This is a genomic window from Lysobacter sp. 5GHs7-4 (genome assembly GCF_021284765.1).
Taxonomy (GTDB): domain Bacteria; phylum Pseudomonadota; class Gammaproteobacteria; order Xanthomonadales; family Xanthomonadaceae; genus Lysobacter.
This window is the reverse complement of sequence record NZ_CP089924.1, coordinates 2,087,180-2,107,932: the sequence shown is the minus strand read 5'-3', so window position 1 is coordinate 2,107,932 and position 20,753 is coordinate 2,087,180. Positions and strand designations below refer to the sequence as shown.

The following is a 20,753-nucleotide window of genomic DNA, read 5'->3' as shown; positions in this document are numbered from 1 at the left end:
AGCGCCTGCGACCCGGTCATGCTGCAGTGCTCGCTCACGACGGATCGCGACCGTGCGTCGGCATGGTGCGGCCCGCGCCGTCACGCCAGAATGCGCTGCACCCGGTTGCCCCACGACACGCCATGACCCTGCCCCTGATCGATCCGCAGCTCGTTTTCGCCTGGCAGACCGCACATTCCATCGCCCGGGGCGCGCCGCTTCCGGTTCACGACCGCGGCGGCTACCGCGTGGATACCGGATCGGACAAGGAAACCAAACGCTGGGTGTTCCCGCGGCTGTGCGACGGGCTGCGCGAGATCGCGCAGGAGATCGCCGCGCCGCGGCATTACCTGAAGCTGTGCGGCAGCGACGAGGCCTTGCGCAGCGCGCTGCCGGCGCGCTGGCAGATGCTGCCGACGAACTACTTCATGGTCGCCACGGCCGCAGCCGCCGTCCGCCAGCCGCTGCCGGACGGGTACCGTCTGGCGCTTGATCGCGACGGACCGGTCGTGCGCGCCAGCGTCGTGGCTGCGACCGGCGATCTGGCCGCCAGCGGATGCGCGGCGGAAGCCGCCGACGTCTTCGTCTACGACCGCATCGAAACCGCGCAGGAGCACCGGCGCAAGGGACTGGGCGTCGCGGTGATGAACGCACTGGCCGGCGCGCGGCAATCCCTCACCAGCACCCAGCTCCTGGTCGCCACCGAGGACGGCCGCGGCCTGTACGCGAACCTGGGCTGGCGCGTGCTCGGCCCTTTCGCTGCCGCGACGATTCCGGAGCTTTGAGCCCCGCCGCCTGCGACGCCACATGCCCGTCGCGGTAGATTTCGCAGCTGGCATCCTTCTACCAGCTCCGCCGAACATGCTCAGATACCTGTGGTTGCTGGCGCTAGTCATTCCGCCGTGGGCAGCGGTGGAGTTCGACGCGCCCAAATGGGCCATCGCGATCGCAGCAGCGCCGTTTTTCCTGTACGCGATGAGCTTGGGCGACCCGGACGAGGACATGCTGGGCGAACACTCCGCCGCGTTTCGAAAAGGCGCGCTGACCGTCATGGCCATCGGCGGCGCGATCCTGGGCACGGTCGCTTTCGTGCTCTGGAAAGTCCTCTTCCCCAGCGCCTAGATCAGTGACGGCCGTAGGATGCGGTGAGCCAAGGGCGAACCGCATCGTCGCCCCCCGCCGCCGCGCGCAAGGTCCAAACAACGAGCGCCCGCAGCGCTTCGCCTGTCATGATCGCGCCGATCCGTCCCGCTACCCTGCGCCCATGCCGAAACCCAGCACCTACGACTACGCCGACGGCCACGTCATCCAACTGCTGCCGAGACTGGACGCCGCCGCCTCACCCGGCCCACCGCCCGAGGCCCTGAAGCTGCCGCAGCGCATGGGCCCCACCGGGCGCCTGCTGTTCGCGCTCATGTGCGCGACCACCTCCGCCTGCGCCGCCTGGATGATCTACGAGCTGTGGACCGGCGAAACGCCGGGCTGGTGGTTCGACCTACTCTTCACCGTCATGATCGGCGGCCTGGCGCTGGCGCTGTGGGCCATTCTGATCGGCTCGGTCCGACAGGCCCGACACGAAGCCCGACTGCGAACGGCCTGGCACGACATCGCGCCCACCGCGATCGCAGTGCCCGCACGCGTGACCGACCGCTACTGGGCATTGGCCGAAGACGGTGCGGTCATGACCTTCACCTTGACCGTGCAGGACGAGGATGGCCGTACCGTCTGCGGCGAATGGCACCCCGAACATTCGCGCGGCCAGCTGCTGCAGACCCAGGTTCCCGGTATCGGCGCCGCGGCGCGCGTCTGGCGCACAGCCGATGCCGGCGCCGACGCACCGCTGGTGATCGAAGTCGCCGATCCTTCGGTCGTGGCCTGAGCCTGGTCGCGCCTGCCTTAGCCGCCCGCTTTGCCGACGTCCGAGCAGCTCTGAAAATACGGATGCCCCCGCGAAGGATCGACGAGCCGCACTTCCGGCTCGATGCCGACGGATTTTTCAGGCTTCATGATCACCGGCAGATCGCGCACCTGCTCGTCGCGGACCTCGACGAACAGCGGCAGCATGCTCGCGTTGCACTTGAACGAGGCGGTCGTGGCGCGATGGAACACGAAACTGCCCAGGTAGTAATGCTTGCCCGCCTCGACCTTGAACGGCACGTGCACCCGCTCGGTGTTGTAGGAGTTTTGCGCGTTGATGCCGACCAACTGGTAGTTGCCCGGTTTGAGGCAAAGCCGGAACACGCTGGCGCGCTCGTGGCCGTCGTCGAAGTCGTGGCGCTTGTCCAGGGTGCTGAAGCCGAAGTAGGCGCGCTTGAGATCGCTCTCGGCGTTGGCCTCCGACACGAAGGTCACCATGACGTTGAAGTTCTTGCCGGGCATAGTGGTGCCGATGCTGCCCGAAATGCAGCCGCCGCCGGCATCGCCGGCCTTCTTGTAGCTGGAGTAGATGGGACCGTAGTTGGTGAAGCTGCTGGCGCCGGCGCCGGACACGGCGGCCAGCAACGCCAGCGCCAAGCCTGCGCCGCAAGCGTTCGGCCAGGGAGTCTTGCCCGTCCGCATGGTTCCTTCCCTCTGGAGAGTGGATGCGTCGGCCACCACCTGCATCCTGGTGGCGCGAGCTTAGTTAAGCCGTCGCGCCGCCACAAGATTCCCATGCCAGCGCCCCCAGCGCGCGCCGCGCCATCGAATCGGCTGACCGGCTACCCTTGTCCGTCCATCCGTTGCGCAACCGGGAGCTCACCATGCGGCGATACCTGATTTCGTTCGATGACGGAGCGATGTCCGTTTCCGAGGAAGACCTGCCCGCCGTATCGGCGGCGTCACACACCGTGGTGCGCGAGGCCAAGGCCGCCGGCGTCTGGATCTTCGGCGGCGGCATCCTGACCCAGCAGGCCAGCATCGTCGCCCCCGACGGTTCCGTCTCCGCAGGCCCCTACCCGGAGACCAAAGCGGTCATCGGCGGCTTCTGCGTGATCGAGGTGCCCACCCGGGACGAAGCGCTGGCGTGGGCGGCCAAGCTCGCCGCGTCCTGCCGTTGCGCCCAGGAAGTCCGAGAGATCATGTACAACCCCGAGTCCTGAGCCGAGCCCTGCAGTCGCTCGACGGAGCCAACCAGCAAACCCTGGACAACCCCGCCGGAGTTCAGTGACGCATGCGGCGTCGCTGCCCTGCATGAATTGTCCAGCCCGCCCAACAAACGGAACCCCCTGCAGCCATCGGAGCTTGGCAGTGATGCATGCGGATCGCGATGCAACGCTGCGGTCGCAACTTGGGGCCGAATACACAGACAGATGCGTGCCGCACTATGATCTGGCCCATCGACAATCCACAGACGCAGCCATGACAGCGCCCGAGCCCGACCCCGATGAAATCGACAGCCCGTCGCGAAGCATCGAGGAGTGGGCGTCCGCTTACATCGCCTTCCAGTTGGATGCCGGCAGGCCGACCGACGGCCATCCGGATTGGTGGGCGGTGGAAAAATTCATGGACGCATCCGGCACGGAGGAATGCTGGGAAGCCATCCTGATGGTCCTGTCCAAAGAGCCACCGGACACTGTGCTCGGTGTCTTGGCGGCAGGGCCTCTGGAGGATCTGATTCATTTCACCGGGCCGCAATTCATAGATCGCATCGAAACAGAAGCCCGTCGCAGTCCAGCATTCCGTGACTTGCTGGGAGGCGTGTGGAAAAGCGGAACGCCCGACGTGTGGGCGCGCGTGGAATCGGCGCGCGGCGAGCCTTGGTGACGCTGTCCACTAACGCCCAATCAGCCGCAGCACCGCCAGATGCCAGCCTGATGCGCTACCCGATGCCGCTACTGCGCTCATTGAAGGCACGCGCTAAAGCACTCAAGCAGCTCACGTTGGTGGCCTACTACGCAGCGCGCGATGCCCGCACGCCTTGGTCCGTGCGCCTGCTGGCGCTGATCGTCGCGGCGTACGCGCTCAGCCCCATCGATCTCATTCCGGACTTCATCCCGGTGCTGGGTTATCTGGACGACCTGATCCTGATACCGCTGGGCATCGCCCTGGTGGTGCGCCTGCTGCCGGCGGAGGTGCTTGCGTCCGCGCGGGAACAGGCGCAACGTTCGGCGCAGCGGCCCGTCAGTTGGGTGGCCGCTGCGGTGATCGGGGGCGTCTGGCTGCTCGCCTTGCTGCTGTTGGGGTGGTGGGCGTATCGCTGGATGCATCGTTAGCGCCGTACGCGAACAGGCGCCGCTTCGTGCTTGGGTCCGAGGCTTATGGGAAGTTTCGCTACTGCCGCACTGCTGGTGACCGCGCTGGTACTGCCGGTGCTGCTGTTCCTGTGGTTGAAGGCGCGTGGGCGATTGAGCGGACGGGTAGCGGCCGCCATCGCGGTGGCGTCCGGCTGGGCGCTCAACGTGGCCTATGCGTACAGGGTGCGCAGCGCGGCCAGCGCCAGCGAAATCGCGCAGACCGAGGGCTTCGTCGGCATTGCCGCGCTGTTCGGCTGGGCCTGCCCCACGGTGTTGGTGCTGCTGACCTGGCTCATCTGGCACCTCGCGACGAAGCGCAAGCGCACCGGCGCGGCCTAAGGATCCCGAACGAAGGAGCCCCGTAGGCACGGCCGGATAGGGGTCAGGTTACTTTTCTCTTCCCTACGCCCCCCTGTTCCGCTGGCGTGTCCGGTTCTGGTGCCAAACCCGGACTGGGCTGTTGAGGCACCCGTCCGTGCCCGAATTCGACCAGGGCGAGGTGCAGGCATGCTCGGTTCGACCGAGAAAAATAGCGATCCGGATCTGGCTTCAGGGGTAGCCCGCGCCACGGACGCGCGTGCCGTTCTCCCGGGGCGGTGGCTACGTCGCTGGGGCTGTCGGGGGCGCTCCTTTTTGCGGGGCCCGTCTACGACGCCAAAGATCTGGACGCTGAGGCGCAACACCGACTATCCCGCCAGCGGCAAGACGTTCGTCGCGCGCATACGGGCACTGACCGTCACCTTCAGCCTTTCGAACAACATCTAGCCGGAGAATCGAGCATGGGTAAGAGCGTGGATCTGGGCCAGTTCGGTCAGGCGGCCATCAACAACGGATGGCTACTGCTGGCCCTGGTGTGGCCGCTTGCGGCGCAGGCGGGCGCGACACACGTGCCCGGCAGTGCACCGTCGGCGGCCAAGGCCACGTGTGAGAGCCTGGTCGCACACGACTTCAGCGGCATTCCCGATGCCGCGGCCAAAATCCTGACCGCCGAAGTCGTTGCCGCCACAGCCGATGCGCCCGAGTACTGCGCGGCCAAGGGTTACATCGACCCGCAGATCCAGTTCGAGCTGCGGCTGCCCACCCGCACCTGGAACGGGCGCTACATGCAATCGGGCTGCGGCGGCTTCTGCGGCCAGGTCGAAACCGACAAATACTGCGGCGATGCGGTCGAACGCGACTTCATGGTCGCCGCGCACAACATGGGCCATATCGGTTCGCCGACCGGCGAACCGTTCTGGGGCAACGATCCGGTGGCGCGCCGCGATTTCGGCACGCGCAGCCCACATGCGATGGCGGTGGTCGCCAAGACGGTAGCCGAGTACTTCTACGGCCAGCGCCCACATCATTCCTACCTGCGCGGCTGCTCGACCGGTGGCCGCGAGGGTCTGGGCGCGGCGCAATTCCACCCCGACGACTTCGACGGCATCATCGCCGGCGACCCGGCCTTCGCCCAGCGCCAGGGCGGCATCGTCAACGCCTGGGACATGCAGCAGCTGATCGGCGACGACGGCAAGCCGGTGCTCGACGCCGACGACCTCAAACTGCTCGCCGGCGCGGTGCTCGCCGTCTGCGATGCGCTCGACGGCGTCAAAGACGGCATCCTGACGGAGCCGCGCGATTGCCGTTTCGATCCCGGCACGCTGCAATGCCCGGCAACGGATAGCGACAGCTGCCTCTCGGCCGCGCAAGTCGCGGTGGTGCGCCGGCTCTACGACGGCCCGCGCAATCGCGCCGGCCAGCGCATCTATCCGGGCTGGCGCATGCACGGCAGCGAGCTGGCCTGGGGCGATCCGGGTGGCGTCCGGCTCGGTCTTGCCAAGGGCATGCACGCCTATCTCGCGCAGGAGAAGAATCCGCCGCAGGGCTACAGCTATCGGCAGTTCGACTTCAGCACCGAGATGCACAAGCTGGAAGCCATGTCCCGGCTGTACGACCCCGTCGCGCCTTACACCGCGCCGGACCTGAAGGCGTTCCAGGCGCGCGGTGGCAAGCTCATCGTCTACCACGGCTGGGCCGACCCCACCGTCTCGCCGATGAACACGCTGGACTACTACGCCAAGGTCACGGCACAAGCCGGCGGTCTGGACAAGGTGCGCGAGTGGTTCCGCGTCTACATGGTGCCGGGCATGAACCATTGCCGCGGAGGTGGCGTGCCGGATCGTTTCGACCTGCTCACCGCCATCGTGAACTGGGTGGAGAAGGGCGAAACGCCTGGGCGCATCGTCGCCACCCAGTACGAAGGCAAAGCCGTGACATTCGAACCGTCCAAGGCAGAGGCAAGGAAGACGGTGGTGCGTACGCGTCCGATCTTCCCGTATCCCGAATTCGCCAAATACACCGGCAACGGCGATGTCGACAATGCGGCGAACTGGGTATCGGAGACGCCTCGGGACATCCGCGACGACGACATCGACTGGATCTGGGCGCCGCGTGGAAAATAACACCCATGTTGCGCCCACCTGTCAGACATGCTGAAAAAATGCCCGGAAGGCTTCGTCGGCATTGCCGCGCTGTTCGGCTGGGCCTGCCCCACGGTGTGGGTGCTGCCGACCTGGCTCATCTGGCACCTCGCGACGAAGCGCAAGCGCGCCGGTGCGGCCTAAGGATCCCGAACGAAGGAGCCCCGTAGGCACGGGGCTCTTCGCTACGACTGAGGATTACTTGGCCAAGCCGAGTTGCGTCATATAAGTCTGGTTGTCCCAGTACAGCCACTCCTCCTGCATCACGCCGTTTTCCCAGCGGCCGATGGTGGCCATGGGCAGCTTGAAGGTCTTGCCGGTGGGTGGCGCGAACTTACCGTCGCCCAGCGGCATCGGCTGGGTGAAGGTGCCTTCCATGATGCCGCTGACCGCGGTCATGTTGCCCTGGGCGATACGGATGGGATGCACCTTGATGCGGGTGTCCGGCGCGTAGACGAACATCTTTTCCAGATCGGCGATGTGCACGTCGATGCCGGTGGTGGTGTGGCCGTCGGGCCAATGCACCAGGATGTCCTTGGCGTGGCTGTGCGACAACTCGTCCCACTTGCGGTTGCTGAAGACGTTGAAGTCGAGGTCGTCGAAGGTGGCTAGGTTTTTCTGTTCGGCCGCGAGTTCGTCGGTGTTGACGGACACAGCTGAGGCAGCCACAGGCGCAGCGGCGGTGGGCTCGGTCGCGGCGGACGATGGCGCCTCCTGTGCGCAGGCGGCCACGGCGAGCGCGATGAGCGCGGCCGACAATGCATTCCAATGCGTGCGTTTCATTTCATGCTCCTGGGTGATCGGCTTTGCGGGCCGGGATACGACGCGGTCGTGCGCGGACCGCGCCGAGAAAAGAAAAAAGCTCAAACCCGGGTCAGGCGTGCGAACCAGGCGTGGAAGTCCGCCGCCATGGCCGGCGCGATGGCGTGATCGCCGGGATACACGCGGGTCTCGTGGGCGACGCCCAACTCGCTCAACCAGGCCTCGGCGCGATGCGCCCATTCGACCGGCAGCTTGCTGTCGTCGCGGCCGTGCCCGACGAAGGCGGCGATGCGGGCCAGCGACGCGCGATCGGCCAGCAGCGGCTCGATCTCCGGCAGGATGCGTCCGGCCAGCACGCCGAAACCGCGCAGCAGTTCGGGCCGTGTGAGGCCGACGCTGGCGCTGACGATGCCGCCCTGACTGAAACCGGCGACCACGGTTTGCGACGCAGCGACGCGGTAGCGCGACTGCAGCTCGGCAATGAAGTCCGCCAGGCCGCGACGGCTGCGCTCGGCGGCATCCAGATCCGGGCGCGGCCCCTGCGGCCCGAACGCGACCTGGAACCACGCGTACTGCCCTGCCCCCAGTTCCAGCGGCGCGCGCGGCAACACCACCAGCGTGTCGTCGCCGAAGCGCTCGCCCAAGGCCGCCAGGTTGGTCTCGTTGCCACCGACGCCGTGCGCCAGCAGCAGCAGCCGGCGCGGCGCGGACGGCATCGCGCCGGCGATGCGAAACGGCAGCGCGGCGTCGGTGCGCAGCGCGGACAGCGAACCGGCGCTCATGCCGCCCTCGCCACGGCATCGGCGGCCAGCCCGAATCCGAACGAATCCATCGACAGCACGCCGTAGGTCATGCCGCCGACGATCGCGCTGCTCGGCTCCTGCGCATCGCTGGCGCCCAAGGCGATCAGCAAGGGCAGGAAGTGTTCCTCGGTGGGGTGCGCGCGGCGGCCGTGCGGCGCGCGGTCGCGATAGTGCAACAACGCGTCCTCGTCGCGCCGCGCCACGGCGTCGGCGATCCAGTCGGCGAAGGCCTGCGCGTACTCCGGGTCGCTGACGTGTTGGCGGAACTCGTAGAGGTTATGGGTCAGGCTGCCGGACCCGACGATCAGCACGCCGCGCTCGCGCAGCGGCGCCAGCGCGCGGCCCAGGCGCAGCGCGCCGGCCGGATCCAGATCGTGCGGCATCGATACCTGCAGCACCGGCACGTCGGCTTCGGGCTTGAGGTAGCGCAGCGGCACCCAGGCGCCGTGGTCCAGCCCACGCTGCGGGTCCAGCGTGGCGGGAAAGCCGGCGTCGGCGAGCAGTTGCGCGACATCCGGCGCCAGCGCCGGCGCACCCGGCACCGCGTACTGCAGTCGGTAGAGCGCGTTGGGGAAACCGCCGAAGTCGTGAATGGTGGCCGGCGCGACGGCCGCACCGACCTTCACGCCGCGGGTCTGCCAATGCGGCGACACCACGACGATGGCGCTCAGGCCGGTGAGCGTATGCCCCAGCCGGCGCAGGTTCGGGCCCAGGGTGCCCGGCTCCACCGCGAACATCGGCGAGCCGTGGGAGACGAACAGAGCGGGAGCGCGTGCCATGGCGAGATCCTCAAGGCCTACGGGTTGGTCACCACTCTATTGACTCGATTTACTCCGATAAATATGAGATAAAGCGATTAATTGTCTACTAAATAGAGACAATAACGTGTTGGATCTACAGCAAATCGCGAGCTTCCTGGCCGTGGTCCGCAGTGGCAGCTTCGTCGGCGCCGCCGATGCCACCGGGTTTTCGAAAGCGGCGGTGTCGCGCCACGTCGCCGAGCTGGAGGAACGCCTGGGCGTGCGCCTGCTGCATCGGACCACGCGCCGCCTGTCGCTCACCGACGACGGCCAGCGCTTCCACGCGCGCGCCGGCGAACTGATCGCCGCACTGGACGAGTTGGAAGCCGAAACCGTCTCCAGCGGCGGCGAGGCGACGGGACAGTTGCGCATCAACGCGCCGGTGACCTTCGGCAATCTGCATCTGGCGCCGCTGTGGCCGCGCTTCACCGCGGCGCATCCCAAGGTGTCGCTGGACATCACCCTCAACGACCGGCTGGTCGACCTGGTGGAAGAAGGCTACGACCTGGCTGTACGCATCACCCAACTGGCGAATTCGCAGTTGGTCAGCCGCCCGCTGGCGACCACACGCGTGGTCCTGTGCGCCTCACCAAGCTACCTCGCCGCGCACGGCACGCCGATGCAGCCGCGCGAGTTGGCCCAGCATCAGGTGCTGGCCTATAGCTACTGGATGGACGGCGACGTCTGGCGATTCACCGGACCGGACGGCGCGGTGGACGTGCGCGTGCAGCCGCGCATCCACAGCAACAGCGGCGACACCTGCCGGGCCGCGGCGTTGGAGGACCAGGGCATCATCCTGCAGCCCGACTTCCTGGTCGGTGCCGACCTCAGGCGCGGCACACTGGTCGAACTGATGCCGCAGTACCGTTCCATCGAATTGGGCATCTACGCCGTCTACGCGACGCGCAAGCACCTGCCGATGAAGACGCGGCACCTCGTGGACTTTCTGGTGGACTCGTTTCGCGACGTATCCTGGTAGCTCCCCTACCGCCGATCCGACCCGCTGCCGATGAAGTTCTACGCGCTAGTGATCTTGCCTTTAGGCACGCGGGTGCACGAGGCCCCGGATGTCGAGGCCGCCACCGCTGCGCTGATGCAGCCCTTCCAGATGTGGCAGGACGACCGTCCGCCTGGCGAGTGGGACTACTACTGGTGCTGCACCCGTGACGGTCTCAAGGAACGCGGCGAGGATGTTTGCCAATGGCCCACCGCGCTTGCGGATGCCGAGCATCTGGTGGTGCCGGTCGATACCGTGACCCCCGACGACCTGACCTACGCCCTCGTCACCCCACAGCAGGAGTGGTTCAACAGCAAAGCCACCTACGCCGCGGAAGACCCCACCTGGCCCGAGCGCGCCCTCGCCGTCTGCCGGCGGTTTGCGGGACATCATGCGGTCCTGGTCTTCTGCCATGGCTAGGCCTGTCGCGACGATCGCGTCTCGCGCACGAGGCCGCGCCGCTCTTGCCGTACCCGGCCGAGATCAGAATGGGTTCCGGCGTTCGCCGGAATGACGGGATGTTCGGCGACGGTCTATACAACGCGCGGAGCCCCGTCACGCCGATGATTAATGGCTCCGCGTAGTTTGCTGATGACATGAGACGCGAACGGCAGCGTGTCGCCCTCACCGGCTCAACGGTATCTCCAGGTAGCTGTCGCCGTACCACTGCACCTGCACCGGCGCTCCGGCATCGGCGACGGTTTCGGTGGCCACGGGCTTGCCGCTGCCGTAGTTGATTTCCTGCTGCGGATTCCGCAACACGCTGAGCACGGCGACCAGGCGGCTGCCGGCCTGCATGCGGCGGCTGGTGGCGCGCCCGGCGTCGAACGACAAAGTGGTGCGACTGTCCGGCTGCAGCAGTTGCCGGTGGCTGACATCGGCGACGTAGCTGGCGCGCGATTGGTAGCGCGACAGTTCGAAATAGTCGCCTTGCGGGGTGAGCTCGTACAAGCCGATATTGAAGTCGAAGTCGCGCTTGTTCACCGCCAGATCGAGCTTCCCGGAGAACAGGCCGCTGAACTCTTCGGCCTGGGCGAAGGGCTCGCTGACGAAAGTCAGGCTGTCGGCGGTATCGATCACGCGGTCGACGATGCCGCCGCCGGGCACGATGCGATCGGCGTCGCTGCGGTCGCGCAGGTCCAGGGTTTGGGTGACGAAGGCCTCGCTCCCCGGCGACTGCGCCAGGAAGCGGTAACGGCCGTCGGCGGTGGCGGGGCCGAAGTGGAAGCGCTGGCGCCGTTCGCCCATCGCGGCCAGGGACGGCGCATGCTTCCAGACGTCGGCGCCCATCACCTGGTAGTTGATGCGATCGGCCAGCAGGGCCGGCTTGGGCGCGCCCTTGAACACGTAGTCGAACCACTGGTAACGCAGCACGCCCAGGTCGATCTGCGCCTGCGGGTCCAGGCGGTAGCCGCGCAGCATGTCGCCGGTGGCGACGGTGCCGCGCTGGCCGCTGACGTGGTTGTAGGGGCCGATCACCAGGTAATGCTCGGCCTGCGGACGGTAACGGTAGTGCTGGTTGACGTAGTACAGCGCGCCGATCTGGGCGCCGTCGTAGTAGCCGGTGGTGGTGAGCACTTTCAGGTCGAGGTCGGCGAACTCCTCGCGGTACGGAATCATGTCCTGCCAGTACGCGTCGTAGTCGGGGTGCGACAGCCAGCGCAGGTAGGTCGGGTTGGGCGCGCCGTCGATTTTCGGCAGATCGTTGTAGGCACGGCCGCTGACGTACCACTGGCGGTACATGCGGTTCCAGCGCGCGTAGTCCTCCAGCGGCGCGTTGTCGAGGTGACGGTTGTTGGTCACGTAGAACGGCCAGTAGTACTGAAAACCGTAGAAGATGCCGCCTTCCATCGGCACGTCCAGGCCGGGCGCGCCGGTCACCGAGGGCATCAGCGCCTTGAGCGCCTTGGGGCGGTGCTTGGCCGCGGCCCACTGGGTGAAGCCTTCGTAGCTGCCGCCGTACATGCCCACGCGGCCGTCGCTCCACGGCTGCGCGGCGATCCAGTCGATCAGCGCGGCCGCGTCGCGGCCGTCGTGTTCGTAAGGCACGGCGGTGTCGGTGCTGCAGCCCTTGCCGCGGCTGGTGCCGGTGACGCCGACATAGCCGTTGGCGGCCGAGCGACGCGCTTCGTTGAGCGTGCCGTTGGGGTCGGCATAGATGGTGAAGTTGAGCAGCGCCGGCTGCTTGGCCGGCGCCGCGCGCTGGCGCACCACCACCGCGCAGACGGTGGCGCCGTCGGGCGTGCGCACCGCGATGTCGCGCTCGATCAGATAACGGCGCTGGTCGTCCTGCGCCACCAGCGCGGGCAGCCAGGGCGTGAGTTCGCGGTAAGCGCGCTCGATCTGATAGGCGCGTACCAGCGCCAGCGCGGGGTCGCGTTCGATGGCGGTTTTGCCCTTCTGCGCGGCCAGCGCCTCGTCCAGCGCGCGACGCTGGCGCGGCGCGTCGGCGGGATCGACGGTGAGCACGCGCATCGCCACGCCAGCGGTAGGCGCGTCCACACCGTCCAGCGTGCGCTTGAACGCGGGCGCCAGCGCGGCCTCGAAGCTGCCGCCCGCTCGCGCCTGCGCGGCTTTGGCGGCGGCGTAGATTTCGTACTGGATCAGGTTGGGGCGCACCGGCACCGGGCCCGGGCCGGGCGGCGCGTTGCGGATCTCGATCAGGCTGCGTTCGGCCTCGGCGTAGTCGCCGGCGACGAGCTGCAGGCGGAAACGGTTGTTGAGATAGCGCGCGCGATCGTCGTCGCGGTAGTCCGCCAGCAGTTGCCTGGCCAGCGCCGGCATCGCCGCGTCCAGGGTAGCGCGGTCTTCGATGGCGGCGGTGGGGAACGCATACGGCGATGCGGCCCACGCCGGCAGCGCGGCCAGGTACAGGCATGCACACAGGATCGGTCGCAACATTCGCCCTCCCAGGCGTGACGGAACCCTGGTAGGGATGCACCCAGGACGCCGAATCGTCGCATGCCGCGACGACCGGCGCATGCGTGCGGCTAAGCGCCCAGAGACTCGGCGTGCCGTACCTGCCCCGCCCCACGCACCACGTAACGCTCGATCGTCAGCGACTCCACGCCCATCGGTCCGTAGGCGTGCAGGCGCGTGGTGGAGATGCCGATCTCGGCGCCCAGGCCGAGCTGGCCGCCGTCGTTGAAGCGCGAGGAGGCGTTGACCATCACCGCCGAGCTGCGCGTGCGCCGCACGAAAGCCTCGGCGGTAGCGGTGTCTTCGGTGGCGATCACCTCGGTATGGTCGGAGCCGTGGCGGGCGATATGGGCCAGCGCGGCGTCGAGATCGTCGACCACGCGCACGCTCAGAATCAGGTCCAGGTACTCGGCGTCGTAGTCGGCCTCGGCGACCGGCAGCACGGCGTCGGAATAGGCACGGGTGCGGTCGCAGCCGCGCACTTCGACGCCGCGCGCGGCCAGCGCCGCCAGCGCGGCGGGCAGGAAATCCGGCGCGATCTGCGCGTGCACCAGCAGGGTTTCCAGGGCGTTGCACACGCCCGGGCGCGAGGTCTTGCCGTCGATCAGCAACGCCAGCGCGCGTTCGGGGTCGGCGGCGCGATCGACGTACAGATGACAGACGCCCTTGTAGTGCTTGATCACCGGCACGCGCGCGTGCTCGGCGACGAAGCGGATCAAACCCTCGCCACCGCGCGGAATCGCCAGGTCGATCAGATCCGACAGTTGCAGCAGTTCCAGCACGTGCTCGCGTGCGGTGTCCTCGATCAGGGTCGCGGCGGCCTCGGGCAGGCCCTGCTCGCGCAGCGCCGCGTGCAGGCAGGCGGCGATGGCGCGGTTGCTGTCGCGCGCTTCCGAACCGCCGCGCAGCAGCACGGCATTGCCGGCTTTCAGGCACAGCGCGGCGGCGTCGGCGGTCACGTTGGGACGCGCCTCGTAGATCATCGCGATCAGTCCCAGCGGCACGCGCTGGCGCTGAATCAGCAAGCCGTTCGGGCGCTCTTCGCTGCGGGTCACCTGGCCCAGCGGATCGGGCTGGGCGGCGACCTCGCGCAAGGCGTCGGCGATCGCGGCCAGGCGTGCCGGGTCCAGGCGCAGGCGGTCCAGCATCGCCGGCGACAGGCCGGCCTCGCGCCCGCGCGCGAGGTCGGCGGCATTGGCGGCCAATACTTGCGCCGACTGCGCGTCCAGCTGCGCGGCCATGCCCTCGATCAGGCGCCGGCGGGTGGCGCCGTCGCTGGCGGCCAGCGCGATCGCGGCCTCGCGGGCCTGTTCGGCCAGTGTGCGTACGTAGCCGCTCATGCCGGCGTCTCCAGGTCGGCGGGCTGCGCGTCCAGCAGCACCAGATCGTCGCGGTGCACCACTTCCTCGCCGTAGCGGAAGCCGAGCACGGCTTCGATGTCGCGGCTGTGGCGGCCGGCGATGCGGCGGGTTTCGGCGGCGTTGTACTGGGCCAGCCCGCGCGCCAGCGGCGGCGCGGCGGGGTCGTCGTGCGGACGCAGTTCGAGCACGTCGCCGCGGCGGAATTCGCCGCCGACCGTCACCACGCCGCCCGGCAACAACGATGCGCCACGGGCCTGCAGCGCGGCGACGGCGCCGGCGTCGATGGACAGTGAGCCGCTGGCGGGCGCGTGACGCAGCCATTGTTTGCGCGCACGCGCGCGGTCGCGGCGTGCGGCGATCAGGGTGCCGTGCAACTGACCTTCGCTCAGCGCACGCACGACCTGCGCATCGCGGCCGCAGAACAGCGCGGTGGCCACGCCGGCCATGGCGGCCTTGGCGCCGGCTTCCAGCTTGGTGCGCATGCCGCCGGTGCCCAACGCGCCGGCACCGCCGCTGGCGGCCTGCAGCAGCTCCGGCGTCACCGCGCTCACGCGTTCGATCGGGCGCGCGTCGGGATCGCGCTGCGGGTGGCCGCTGTACAGGCCGCCGATGTCGGTGGCGATCAGCAGCAGGTCGGCATCGACCAATGAAGCGACGGCGGCGGCGAGGTTGTCGTTGTCGCCCAGCTTGAGTTCGTCGACGGCGACGGTGTCGTTCTCGTTGATCACCGGCAGCGCGCCCAGGCGCAGCAGCTCGCGCAAGGTCGCGCGCGCATTGAGGTAACGGCGGCGGTGGCGCAGGTCGTCGTGGGTCAGCAGCACTTGCGCGACCGGCGCCGGCGACAGCGATTGCCAGAACGACACCAACGAGGCTTGGCCCAATGCAGCCAGGGCCTGGCGCAACACCAGCCCGTCGCCGCCGGTGTGGATGCGGCCGCGCCCGGCCGCGACCGCGCCGGAGGACACCAGCACCACCTCGCGGCCTTGCGCGCGCGCGGCGGCGATGAACTGCGCGAGTTCGGCGGCATAGCGCGGATCGAGTCCGTTGTCGGACGGGCGGTCCGTCGCTCCGGCCAGCAGGCTGCTGCCGACTTTCAGCACCGCGCGCCGCCAGGACGGCAAAGGCTGCGCGGTGAAGTCCTTTGCCGTCGTGCTCATGTCAGTGCCTGCAATCGTTGCCGCAGCACGTCCAGGCGCAGATCGGCCGCCGCGCCGGGCGACACGCGCGCGGCCAGGCTGGCTTCGGGATCGCCCTGCGCCCAACGCGACGGGTCGGCGGCCTGCTTGTAGGCTTCGCGGAACGGCAGGCCCTCGCGCGCCAGATCGACCGCGAGGTCGGTGGCGTACATCGACGGCTCCAGCGCCGCGCGCAGGCGTTCGGGCTTCCACTCCAGATTGCGCAACAGATCGGGCAGCAGTTCGAGTGCGGCCAGGCCGCGGCCGAAGGCATGGAAGATCGCGCCCTTGGAGAACTGCAGATCGCGGTGGTAACCCGAGGGCAGCGACAGCAGCTGTTCGATCTCGGTGCGCGCGGCGGCCGCGGCCGAATAGCTGGCACGCATCAGTTCGATCACGTCCGGATTGCGCTTGTTGGGCATGATCGAACTGCCGGTGGTGTATTCGGCGGGCAGCGCGACGAAGCCGTACTCGGCGCTGGTGAACAGGCTCAGGTCCCAGGCCAGACGGCGCAGGTCCAGCAGCGCCGAGGACAGGGCCTCGATCGCGCCCATCTCGAACTTGCCGCGCGACAGCTGCGCATAGGCGGCCGACACCTGCAGGCGGCCGAAGCCCAGCGCCTGGGTGGTGTGATCGCGCGCCAGCGGCAGGTTCACGCCGTAGCCGGCGGCGCTGCCCAGCGGATTGGCATCGACCCAGTCCAGGGTCTGGCGCGCGCGCTGCGCGTCGTCGATGTAGCCCTCGGCCCAGGCCGCCCACCACATGCCGGCCGAGGACACCACGGCGCGCTGCAGATGGGTGTAGCCCGGCAGCGGCAGCGCGGATTCGGCCTCGGCGCGCGCCAGCGCGACCTGCGCGCTCTCGCGGCACAGCTCGACCAGACGCGCCAGACGGTCCTTCAGCCACAGGCGCGTGGCGACCAGGATCTGGTCGTTGCGGCTGCGGCCGGTGTGGATCTTGCGGCCGGCGTCGCCCAGGCGTTCGATCAGGCGCGATTCGATCGCCGAATGACCGTCCTCGTAGCGCTCGTCCAGCACGAAGTCGCCGGCGGAAAAATCCGCCGCCAGCGTGTCGAGCTCGCGCGACAGGCCGGCCAGCTCGTCGGCGGACAGGATGCCGATCTGCTGCAGGCCCTGCGCGTGCGCGCCGCTGGCCTGGATGTCGAACAGGAAGAACTCGCGGTCCAGGACCACGTCTTCGCCGGCGAGGAAGCGCTGGATGCGCGCATCGACTTTGACGCCGGGTTTTTGCCAGAGCAGATCGGACATGGCGCGTTCCTTACAGGGGGATGCCGGCGGCTTCGTCGTAGCCGAACGCCAGATTGAGGTTCTGCAGCGCCTGGGTGGCGGCGCCCTTGAGCAGGTTGTCTTCAGTCGCCACGACCACCGCGCGGCGGCCATCGTCGCTCAGGGCGAAGCCGCCCAGCTCGACGTGATGGTGGCCCGCGATCGCGCTGACCCAGGGCGCTTCGTCCAGCACGCGCACCAGGGCCTCGCCGGCGTAGCGTTCGCGATAGCGCGCGATCAGCGCCTCGCGTGTCAGCGACCGGTTCAGATGCAGGTTGGCGGTGATCGTGAGGCCGCGAAAATGCGGCGCCACGTGCGGCAGGAACTCCACCGCATGGCCGAGCTGACGCGTGACCTCGCGCTCGTGCACGTGGCCGGTCAAGGCGTACGGCATCAAGTTGTCGCGCAGCTTGTCGGGATCGTTCTTGTCCGACGGCGTGGTGCCAGCGCCGGAATAACCGGACACGCCGAAGCACTGCACCGGCCCGTCCAGCACGTCCAGCAGCGGCGCCACCGCCAACTGCATCGCGGTGGCATAGCAGCCGGGATTGCTGATCCGGCGCTGGCCGTCGTAACGCTGGCGCGTGAGTTCGGGCAGGCCGTAGTACCAGCCGTCGTCGAAACGGTAGTCGGCCGAGAGATCGACGATCACCGGATCCGCGCCCGCCGCGTCGAACGCGGCCACGCAGTCGGCGGCCTTGCCGTTGGGCAGGGCCAGGATCACCGCGTCGGCGCCGTGCTGCGGCAATTGCTCGTGCGAGGGCGCGCTGTAGCGCAGGTCGCCGTCGACTTCGGGGAAGTGCTCGGCCACGCGTTGGCCGTCGCGCTCGCGCGAGGACACGAAGCCGAGTTCGAAATGCGGATGCGCGGCGATCAGGCGGATCAGCTCCGCGCCGACGTGGCCGCGCGCGCCGACGATGCCTACGGTCTTAGCCATGCGTCGCGACTCCTTGGGCATGCTGGTCGAGCTTGTACTGAAGATTGCGTTTCACCGCCGGCCACTCGCTGTCGATGATCGAGAACGCCACCGTGTCGCGGCGGCTGCCATCGGCGTGGCGGCGGTGATTGCGCAACACGCCGTCCTGCTTGGCGCCCAGGCGGGCGATCGCGGCGCGCGAGGCCAGGTTGAACCAGCTGGTTTCGAAACCCACCGCGATGCAGCCCATGCGCTCGAAGGCATGTCCCAGCAACAGCAGCTTGGCCTGGGTGTTCAAACCGGTGCGCTGCACGCGCGGCGCGTAAAAGGTATAGCCGATCTGGACGCGCGGCACCGCGGCATCCATGTCGTAGTAGCGGGTGCTGCCGACCACCTCGCCCGCCGCATCGAGCACGGCGTAGGCCCAGGCGACGCCCTTGGCCTGCATCGCCAGCGCGCTGTCGATGTAGGCATCCACGCCTTCGGGCGCCGGCACGTTGGTGTACCAGGCCTTGGCCAGTTCGCCGCCGGCCAGCGCTGCGCGCAGGCCATCGGCGTGGTGCGGGCTCAACGGTTCCAACGCCACGTGCTCGCCGCTCAGTCGCGGCTGCGCGCCCCAATCCACCGAACTGCGGTCGTCCATCGCTCAGTCCTCCAGCGTCGGCGTGCGCCGGCCGGCGTAGTCCACGCAGGCGGCGATCTCGTCGAAGCCGTCCATGCCGTACCAGAACACCTTCCACTTCTCCTGCTTCAGGCAGCCGTCGGATTCGGAGTAATAGAACGGGTTGACCGGATTGCCATGGCGCGAGCGCCAGAACACGCTGGGGTTCTGTTCGCGCATGACCTGCCACACCGCGCGGCCCAGGCCTTCGCCCTGGGCGTCGTCCAGCACCGCGAACTTGTCCAGGTAGGTGCGGCCCTCGGCCTCGATCAGGATCACCGCGGCGCGGTAGTTTTCGCTCACGTAGGCGCGCTTGAGTGCGGTGCGCTCGAAGTAGTCGCCGACCAGCTTGCGGCCGAACGCCGATTCGATCAGCGAACGCAGCCGCGCCTGGTCCAGCTCGTCCCAGCGCTGCGCCTGCAGCACGCGCTCGCCGCGGCGCACCAGGGTGCCCGAGCCCTTGTGGGTGAACAGTTCCTTGGCCAGTTCGGCCGGCTTGGTGATCGACACCGACGAGGTCAGCGGCAGCTTGTCCAGCAGGTCCTTGATCTGTTCGATCTTGACCCGCATGCCGCCGTTGATCCACGGCTGCTGGATCAGGTCTTCGTACTCGGTGGACAGGTTGATCGAGTCGATCACCCGGCCGTTGTCGTCGAGCAGGCCGCCGGTGCCGGTCAGGAACACGATCTTGTACGGCTGCAGCACCTGCACCAGTTCGTTGGCGGCGAAATCGGCGTTGACGTTGAGAATCTGTCCGCCCGCGGTTTCGCCCAGGCTGGCGATCACCGGGATCGAACCGGCCTGCAGGCTGGCCTCGATCGGCGCCAGGTTGACCTTCTTCACCTCGCCGACCAGGCCGTAAGTGTCGCGGTCCAGATAGTCGGCCTCGAACACGCCGGAGATGATCGAGGTCGCGCGGCCGTCGCCGGATTGCAGCGCTTCGACCAGCTTGAGGTTCTGCGACTGGAACACGCGCCGCACGATCGCCAGCGCTTCGGGCGAGGTCACGCGCAGGCCGTTGACGGTCTGCTTGACGATGCCGGCCGCCGACAGCTCCTCGTCCAACTGCGGGCCGGCGCCGTGGATCACGATCGGCGTCAGGCCCACGTCCTGCAGGAACGCCAGCGACGAGGTCAGCGCTTCCAGATCGTCGCGCAGCACCGCGCCGCCGACCTTGACCACGGCGAAGCGTTTGGCGTCGAGCTGCGAGAAGCGCTTGAGGTACTGCGAGATCTCCTTGGCGCTGGCCATGGAGGACAGCAACCGCACGATGGTCTGGCGGGTCTGCAGGTGGTTGTCCATCGAAATGGCCATCAGACCTGGCCTCCCATGATGCGGGCGACGCTGCGCGCGTAACGCTCCAGTTGCTCCAGACTCACCCACTCGTCTGCAGTGTGCGCCTGGGCGATGTCGCCGGGGCCGTACACGATCGCGGTCAGGCCGGCGGCCGAGAACAGCGAAGCCTCGGTCCAGAAGTCGACCGCATTGCCGATCGGCAGATCCAGCGCGTCGGCGAGGTCGCGCGCTTCCAGGCGGCGCTGCTCGGCCGTGGCGACGTCGCCGGCGGGCAGCGAGGGGCCGCGGAAGGTTTCCTCGTAACGCTCGATCGCGCCGGCCTCGATCAGAGTGCCGAAGGTTTCATGCAGACCGTCGATCGACTGAGAGGGCAGCGGGCGGAAGCCGAAACGCAGCTCGGCGCTGGGCGCGATCATGTTGGCCTTGATGCCGCCTTCGACACGGCCGATGTTGAAACGCAGGCCGGTCAGGCCGCCGAAGCGCTGGTGCGACTGCGATTCGACGTAGTCCAGGGCCTTGCCGCCCCAACGCATGGTCTGGTGCAGCGCGCTGGCCTGCATCGCGTTCGCGCCCGAGGCATGCCCGGCGACGCCACGGAACTTCAGCAGCACCGAACTGATGCCGCGATGCGCGAGTACGGCCTCGCACTGGGTCGGCTCGGCGACGACGACTTCGTTGAAGCCATGCTGGGTGGCCAGGAACCCGGCGATGCAGCGCGGGTCGTTGGCTTCTTCGTCGGTACTGAACAGGAACGCGGCATCGCCCGTGCTCACCGCCGCCCCGGCCAGCAGACCGGCCGCCGCGCCCTTGATGTCGCAGGCGCCCAGCCCGATCGCGCGATCGCCGGTCACGCGCAGGCGATGCGGGTCGGCGCTCCAGTGCTGCGAGGACGGCACGGTGTCGAGATGCACGTTGAAAAGCCGGGTCGGCTGGCCGCGCACGGCCAGCATCGACACCGCGCCGTCGCCGTGGTCGACGACCTCGACGCGGAAGCCTTCGAGCTGGCTACGCAGGTAATCGAAGATGCCGCCCGTGCCGATCTGGCGCGGCGGGTTGCGGGTGTCGAAGGACACCAGGGCGTCGAGGTGTTTCAGAACTTCGGGAAGCATGGAGGTTGGGGCTCGT

At 68.3% G+C, this 20,753-nt stretch carries 23 protein-coding genes; 11 read left to right on the top strand and 12 right to left on the bottom strand.

Annotated features, from left to right (window positions below; translation table 11 throughout):
- The first annotated feature begins 122 nt into the window (after positions 1-122).
- The 3 genes from LVB77_RS09520 (at position 123) to LVB77_RS09510 (ending at position 1,858) form a co-directional block, all read left to right on the top strand.
- Positions 123-764 carry a hypothetical protein gene (locus LVB77_RS09520; RefSeq protein ID WP_232909887.1) on the top strand — a complete coding sequence of 214 codons (642 nt, stop codon included), beginning with the start codon at positions 123-125 and terminating at the stop codon, positions 762-764.
- Between the two features lie 22 nt (positions 765-786).
- Positions 787-1,101 (top strand): hypothetical protein, encoded by a 315-nt coding sequence (locus tag LVB77_RS09515; RefSeq protein ID WP_232909886.1) that lies wholly within the window; start codon positions 787-789, stop codon positions 1,099-1,101.
- A 142-nt stretch (positions 1,102-1,243) separates the two neighbouring features.
- Entirely contained in the window at positions 1,244-1,858 is a 615-nt protein-coding gene (locus tag LVB77_RS09510) for a hypothetical protein (protein ID WP_232909885.1), read from the top strand.
- A 17-nt stretch (positions 1,859-1,875) separates the two neighbouring features.
- Here LVB77_RS09510 and LVB77_RS09505 read toward each other — a convergent pair whose 3' ends face one another.
- Positions 1,876-2,538, bottom strand: coding sequence for a hypothetical protein (locus tag LVB77_RS09505; RefSeq protein ID WP_232909884.1), 663 nt, complete (start codon positions 2,536-2,538; stop codon positions 1,876-1,878).
- A 182-nt stretch (positions 2,539-2,720) separates the two neighbouring features.
- On the opposite strand from LVB77_RS09505, the gene LVB77_RS09500 reads away from it, so the two are divergent.
- The 6 genes from LVB77_RS09500 (at position 2,721) to LVB77_RS21265 (ending at position 6,796) form a co-directional block, all read left to right on the top strand.
- Positions 2,721-3,059, top strand: coding sequence for a YciI family protein (locus LVB77_RS09500; protein WP_232909883.1), 339 nt, complete (start codon positions 2,721-2,723; stop codon positions 3,057-3,059).
- A gap of 259 nt (positions 3,060-3,318) precedes the next feature.
- Entirely contained in the window at positions 3,319-3,723 is a 405-nt protein-coding gene (locus tag LVB77_RS09495) for a DUF6869 domain-containing protein (protein WP_232909882.1), read from the top strand.
- Positions 3,720-4,172 carry a YkvA family protein gene (locus LVB77_RS09490; RefSeq protein ID WP_232909881.1) on the top strand — a complete coding sequence of 151 codons (453 nt, stop codon included), beginning with the start codon at positions 3,720-3,722 and terminating at the stop codon, positions 4,170-4,172. Before LVB77_RS09495 ends, LVB77_RS09490 begins: the two co-directional genes overlap by 4 nt.
- A gap of 75 nt (positions 4,173-4,247) precedes the next feature.
- A complete protein-coding gene (locus LVB77_RS09485; protein WP_232909880.1) occupies positions 4,248-4,532 on the top strand; it encodes a hypothetical protein in 285 nt (94 codons plus the stop codon).
- 257 nt (positions 4,533-4,789) lie between these two features.
- Positions 4,790-6,634 (top strand): tannase/feruloyl esterase family alpha/beta hydrolase, encoded by a 1,845-nt coding sequence (locus LVB77_RS09480; RefSeq protein WP_232909879.1) that lies wholly within the window; start codon positions 4,790-4,792, stop codon positions 6,632-6,634.
- 27 nt (positions 6,635-6,661) lie between these two features.
- Entirely contained in the window at positions 6,662-6,796 is a 135-nt protein-coding gene (locus tag LVB77_RS21265; RefSeq protein WP_255700568.1) for a hypothetical protein, read from the top strand.
- A 54-nt stretch (positions 6,797-6,850) separates the two neighbouring features.
- Here LVB77_RS21265 and LVB77_RS09475 read toward each other — a convergent pair whose 3' ends face one another.
- The 3 genes from LVB77_RS09475 to LVB77_RS09465 all read right to left on the bottom strand — a co-directional run bounded on the left by LVB77_RS09475 (position 6,851) and on the right by LVB77_RS09465 (position 8,996).
- Positions 6,851-7,435, bottom strand: a complete 585-nt coding sequence (locus tag LVB77_RS09475) for an ester cyclase (protein WP_232909878.1) — start codon at positions 7,433-7,435, stop codon at positions 6,851-6,853.
- Between the two features lie 80 nt (positions 7,436-7,515).
- Complete coding sequence (locus LVB77_RS09470) at positions 7,516-8,196, bottom strand: phospholipase (RefSeq protein ID WP_232909877.1); 681 nt, start codon at positions 8,194-8,196, stop codon at positions 7,516-7,518.
- On the bottom strand, positions 8,193-8,996 hold the full coding sequence (locus LVB77_RS09465; RefSeq protein ID WP_232909876.1) for a class III extradiol ring-cleavage dioxygenase: 804 nt from the start codon (positions 8,994-8,996) through the stop codon (positions 8,193-8,195). Before LVB77_RS09465 ends, LVB77_RS09470 begins: the two co-directional genes overlap by 4 nt.
- Before the next feature lie 109 nt (positions 8,997-9,105).
- Here LVB77_RS09465 and LVB77_RS09460 point away from each other — a divergent pair, with 109 nt between their 5' ends.
- Together LVB77_RS09460 and LVB77_RS09455 are read left to right on the top strand one after the other, a co-directional pair.
- Positions 9,106-9,996, top strand: a complete 891-nt coding sequence (locus LVB77_RS09460) for a LysR family transcriptional regulator (protein ID WP_232909875.1) — start codon at positions 9,106-9,108, stop codon at positions 9,994-9,996.
- Between the two features lie 30 nt (positions 9,997-10,026).
- A complete protein-coding gene (locus LVB77_RS09455; protein ID WP_232909874.1) occupies positions 10,027-10,434 on the top strand; it encodes a hypothetical protein in 408 nt (135 codons plus the stop codon).
- 204 nt (positions 10,435-10,638) lie between these two features.
- Here LVB77_RS09455 and LVB77_RS09450 read toward each other — a convergent pair whose 3' ends face one another.
- From LVB77_RS09450 to LVB77_RS09415, 8 genes are all read right to left on the bottom strand, one after another.
- Positions 10,639-12,915, bottom strand: coding sequence for a CocE/NonD family hydrolase (locus LVB77_RS09450; protein WP_232909873.1), 2,277 nt, complete (start codon positions 12,913-12,915; stop codon positions 10,639-10,641).
- 89 nt (positions 12,916-13,004) lie between these two features.
- Positions 13,005-14,273 (bottom strand): glutamate-5-semialdehyde dehydrogenase, encoded by a 1,269-nt coding sequence (locus tag LVB77_RS09445; protein ID WP_232909872.1) that lies wholly within the window; start codon positions 14,271-14,273, stop codon positions 13,005-13,007.
- Positions 14,270-15,451: a glutamate 5-kinase gene (proB, locus tag LVB77_RS09440; protein ID WP_232909871.1), complete on the bottom strand. Its 1,182-nt coding sequence runs from the start codon at positions 15,449-15,451 to the stop codon at positions 14,270-14,272. The genes LVB77_RS09445 and proB overlap by 4 nt, the downstream gene beginning before the upstream one ends.
- On the bottom strand, positions 15,448-16,737 hold the full coding sequence (gene argH, locus LVB77_RS09435; protein ID WP_232909870.1) for an argininosuccinate lyase: 1,290 nt from the start codon (positions 16,735-16,737) through the stop codon (positions 15,448-15,450). The genes proB and argH overlap by 4 nt, the downstream gene beginning before the upstream one ends.
- Before the next feature lie 10 nt (positions 16,738-16,747).
- Positions 16,748-17,692: an N-acetyl-gamma-glutamyl-phosphate reductase gene (argC, locus tag LVB77_RS09430; protein WP_232909869.1), complete on the bottom strand. Its 945-nt coding sequence runs from the start codon at positions 17,690-17,692 to the stop codon at positions 16,748-16,750.
- Positions 17,685-18,314, bottom strand: a complete 630-nt coding sequence (locus LVB77_RS09425) for a GNAT family N-acetyltransferase (RefSeq protein ID WP_232909868.1) — start codon at positions 18,312-18,314, stop codon at positions 17,685-17,687. The genes argC and LVB77_RS09425 overlap by 8 nt, the downstream gene beginning before the upstream one ends.
- Before the next feature lie 3 nt (positions 18,315-18,317).
- The gene (locus tag LVB77_RS09420; protein WP_232909867.1) at positions 18,318-19,646 is read right to left on the bottom strand and encodes an acetylglutamate kinase; all 1,329 of its coding nucleotides are present in this window, start codon (positions 19,644-19,646) and stop codon (positions 18,318-18,320) included.
- On the bottom strand, positions 19,646-20,737 hold the full coding sequence (locus LVB77_RS09415; protein ID WP_232909866.1) for an acetylornithine deacetylase: 1,092 nt from the start codon (positions 20,735-20,737) through the stop codon (positions 19,646-19,648). The genes LVB77_RS09420 and LVB77_RS09415 overlap by 1 nt, the downstream gene beginning before the upstream one ends.
- Positions 20,738-20,753 lie beyond the last annotated feature (16 nt).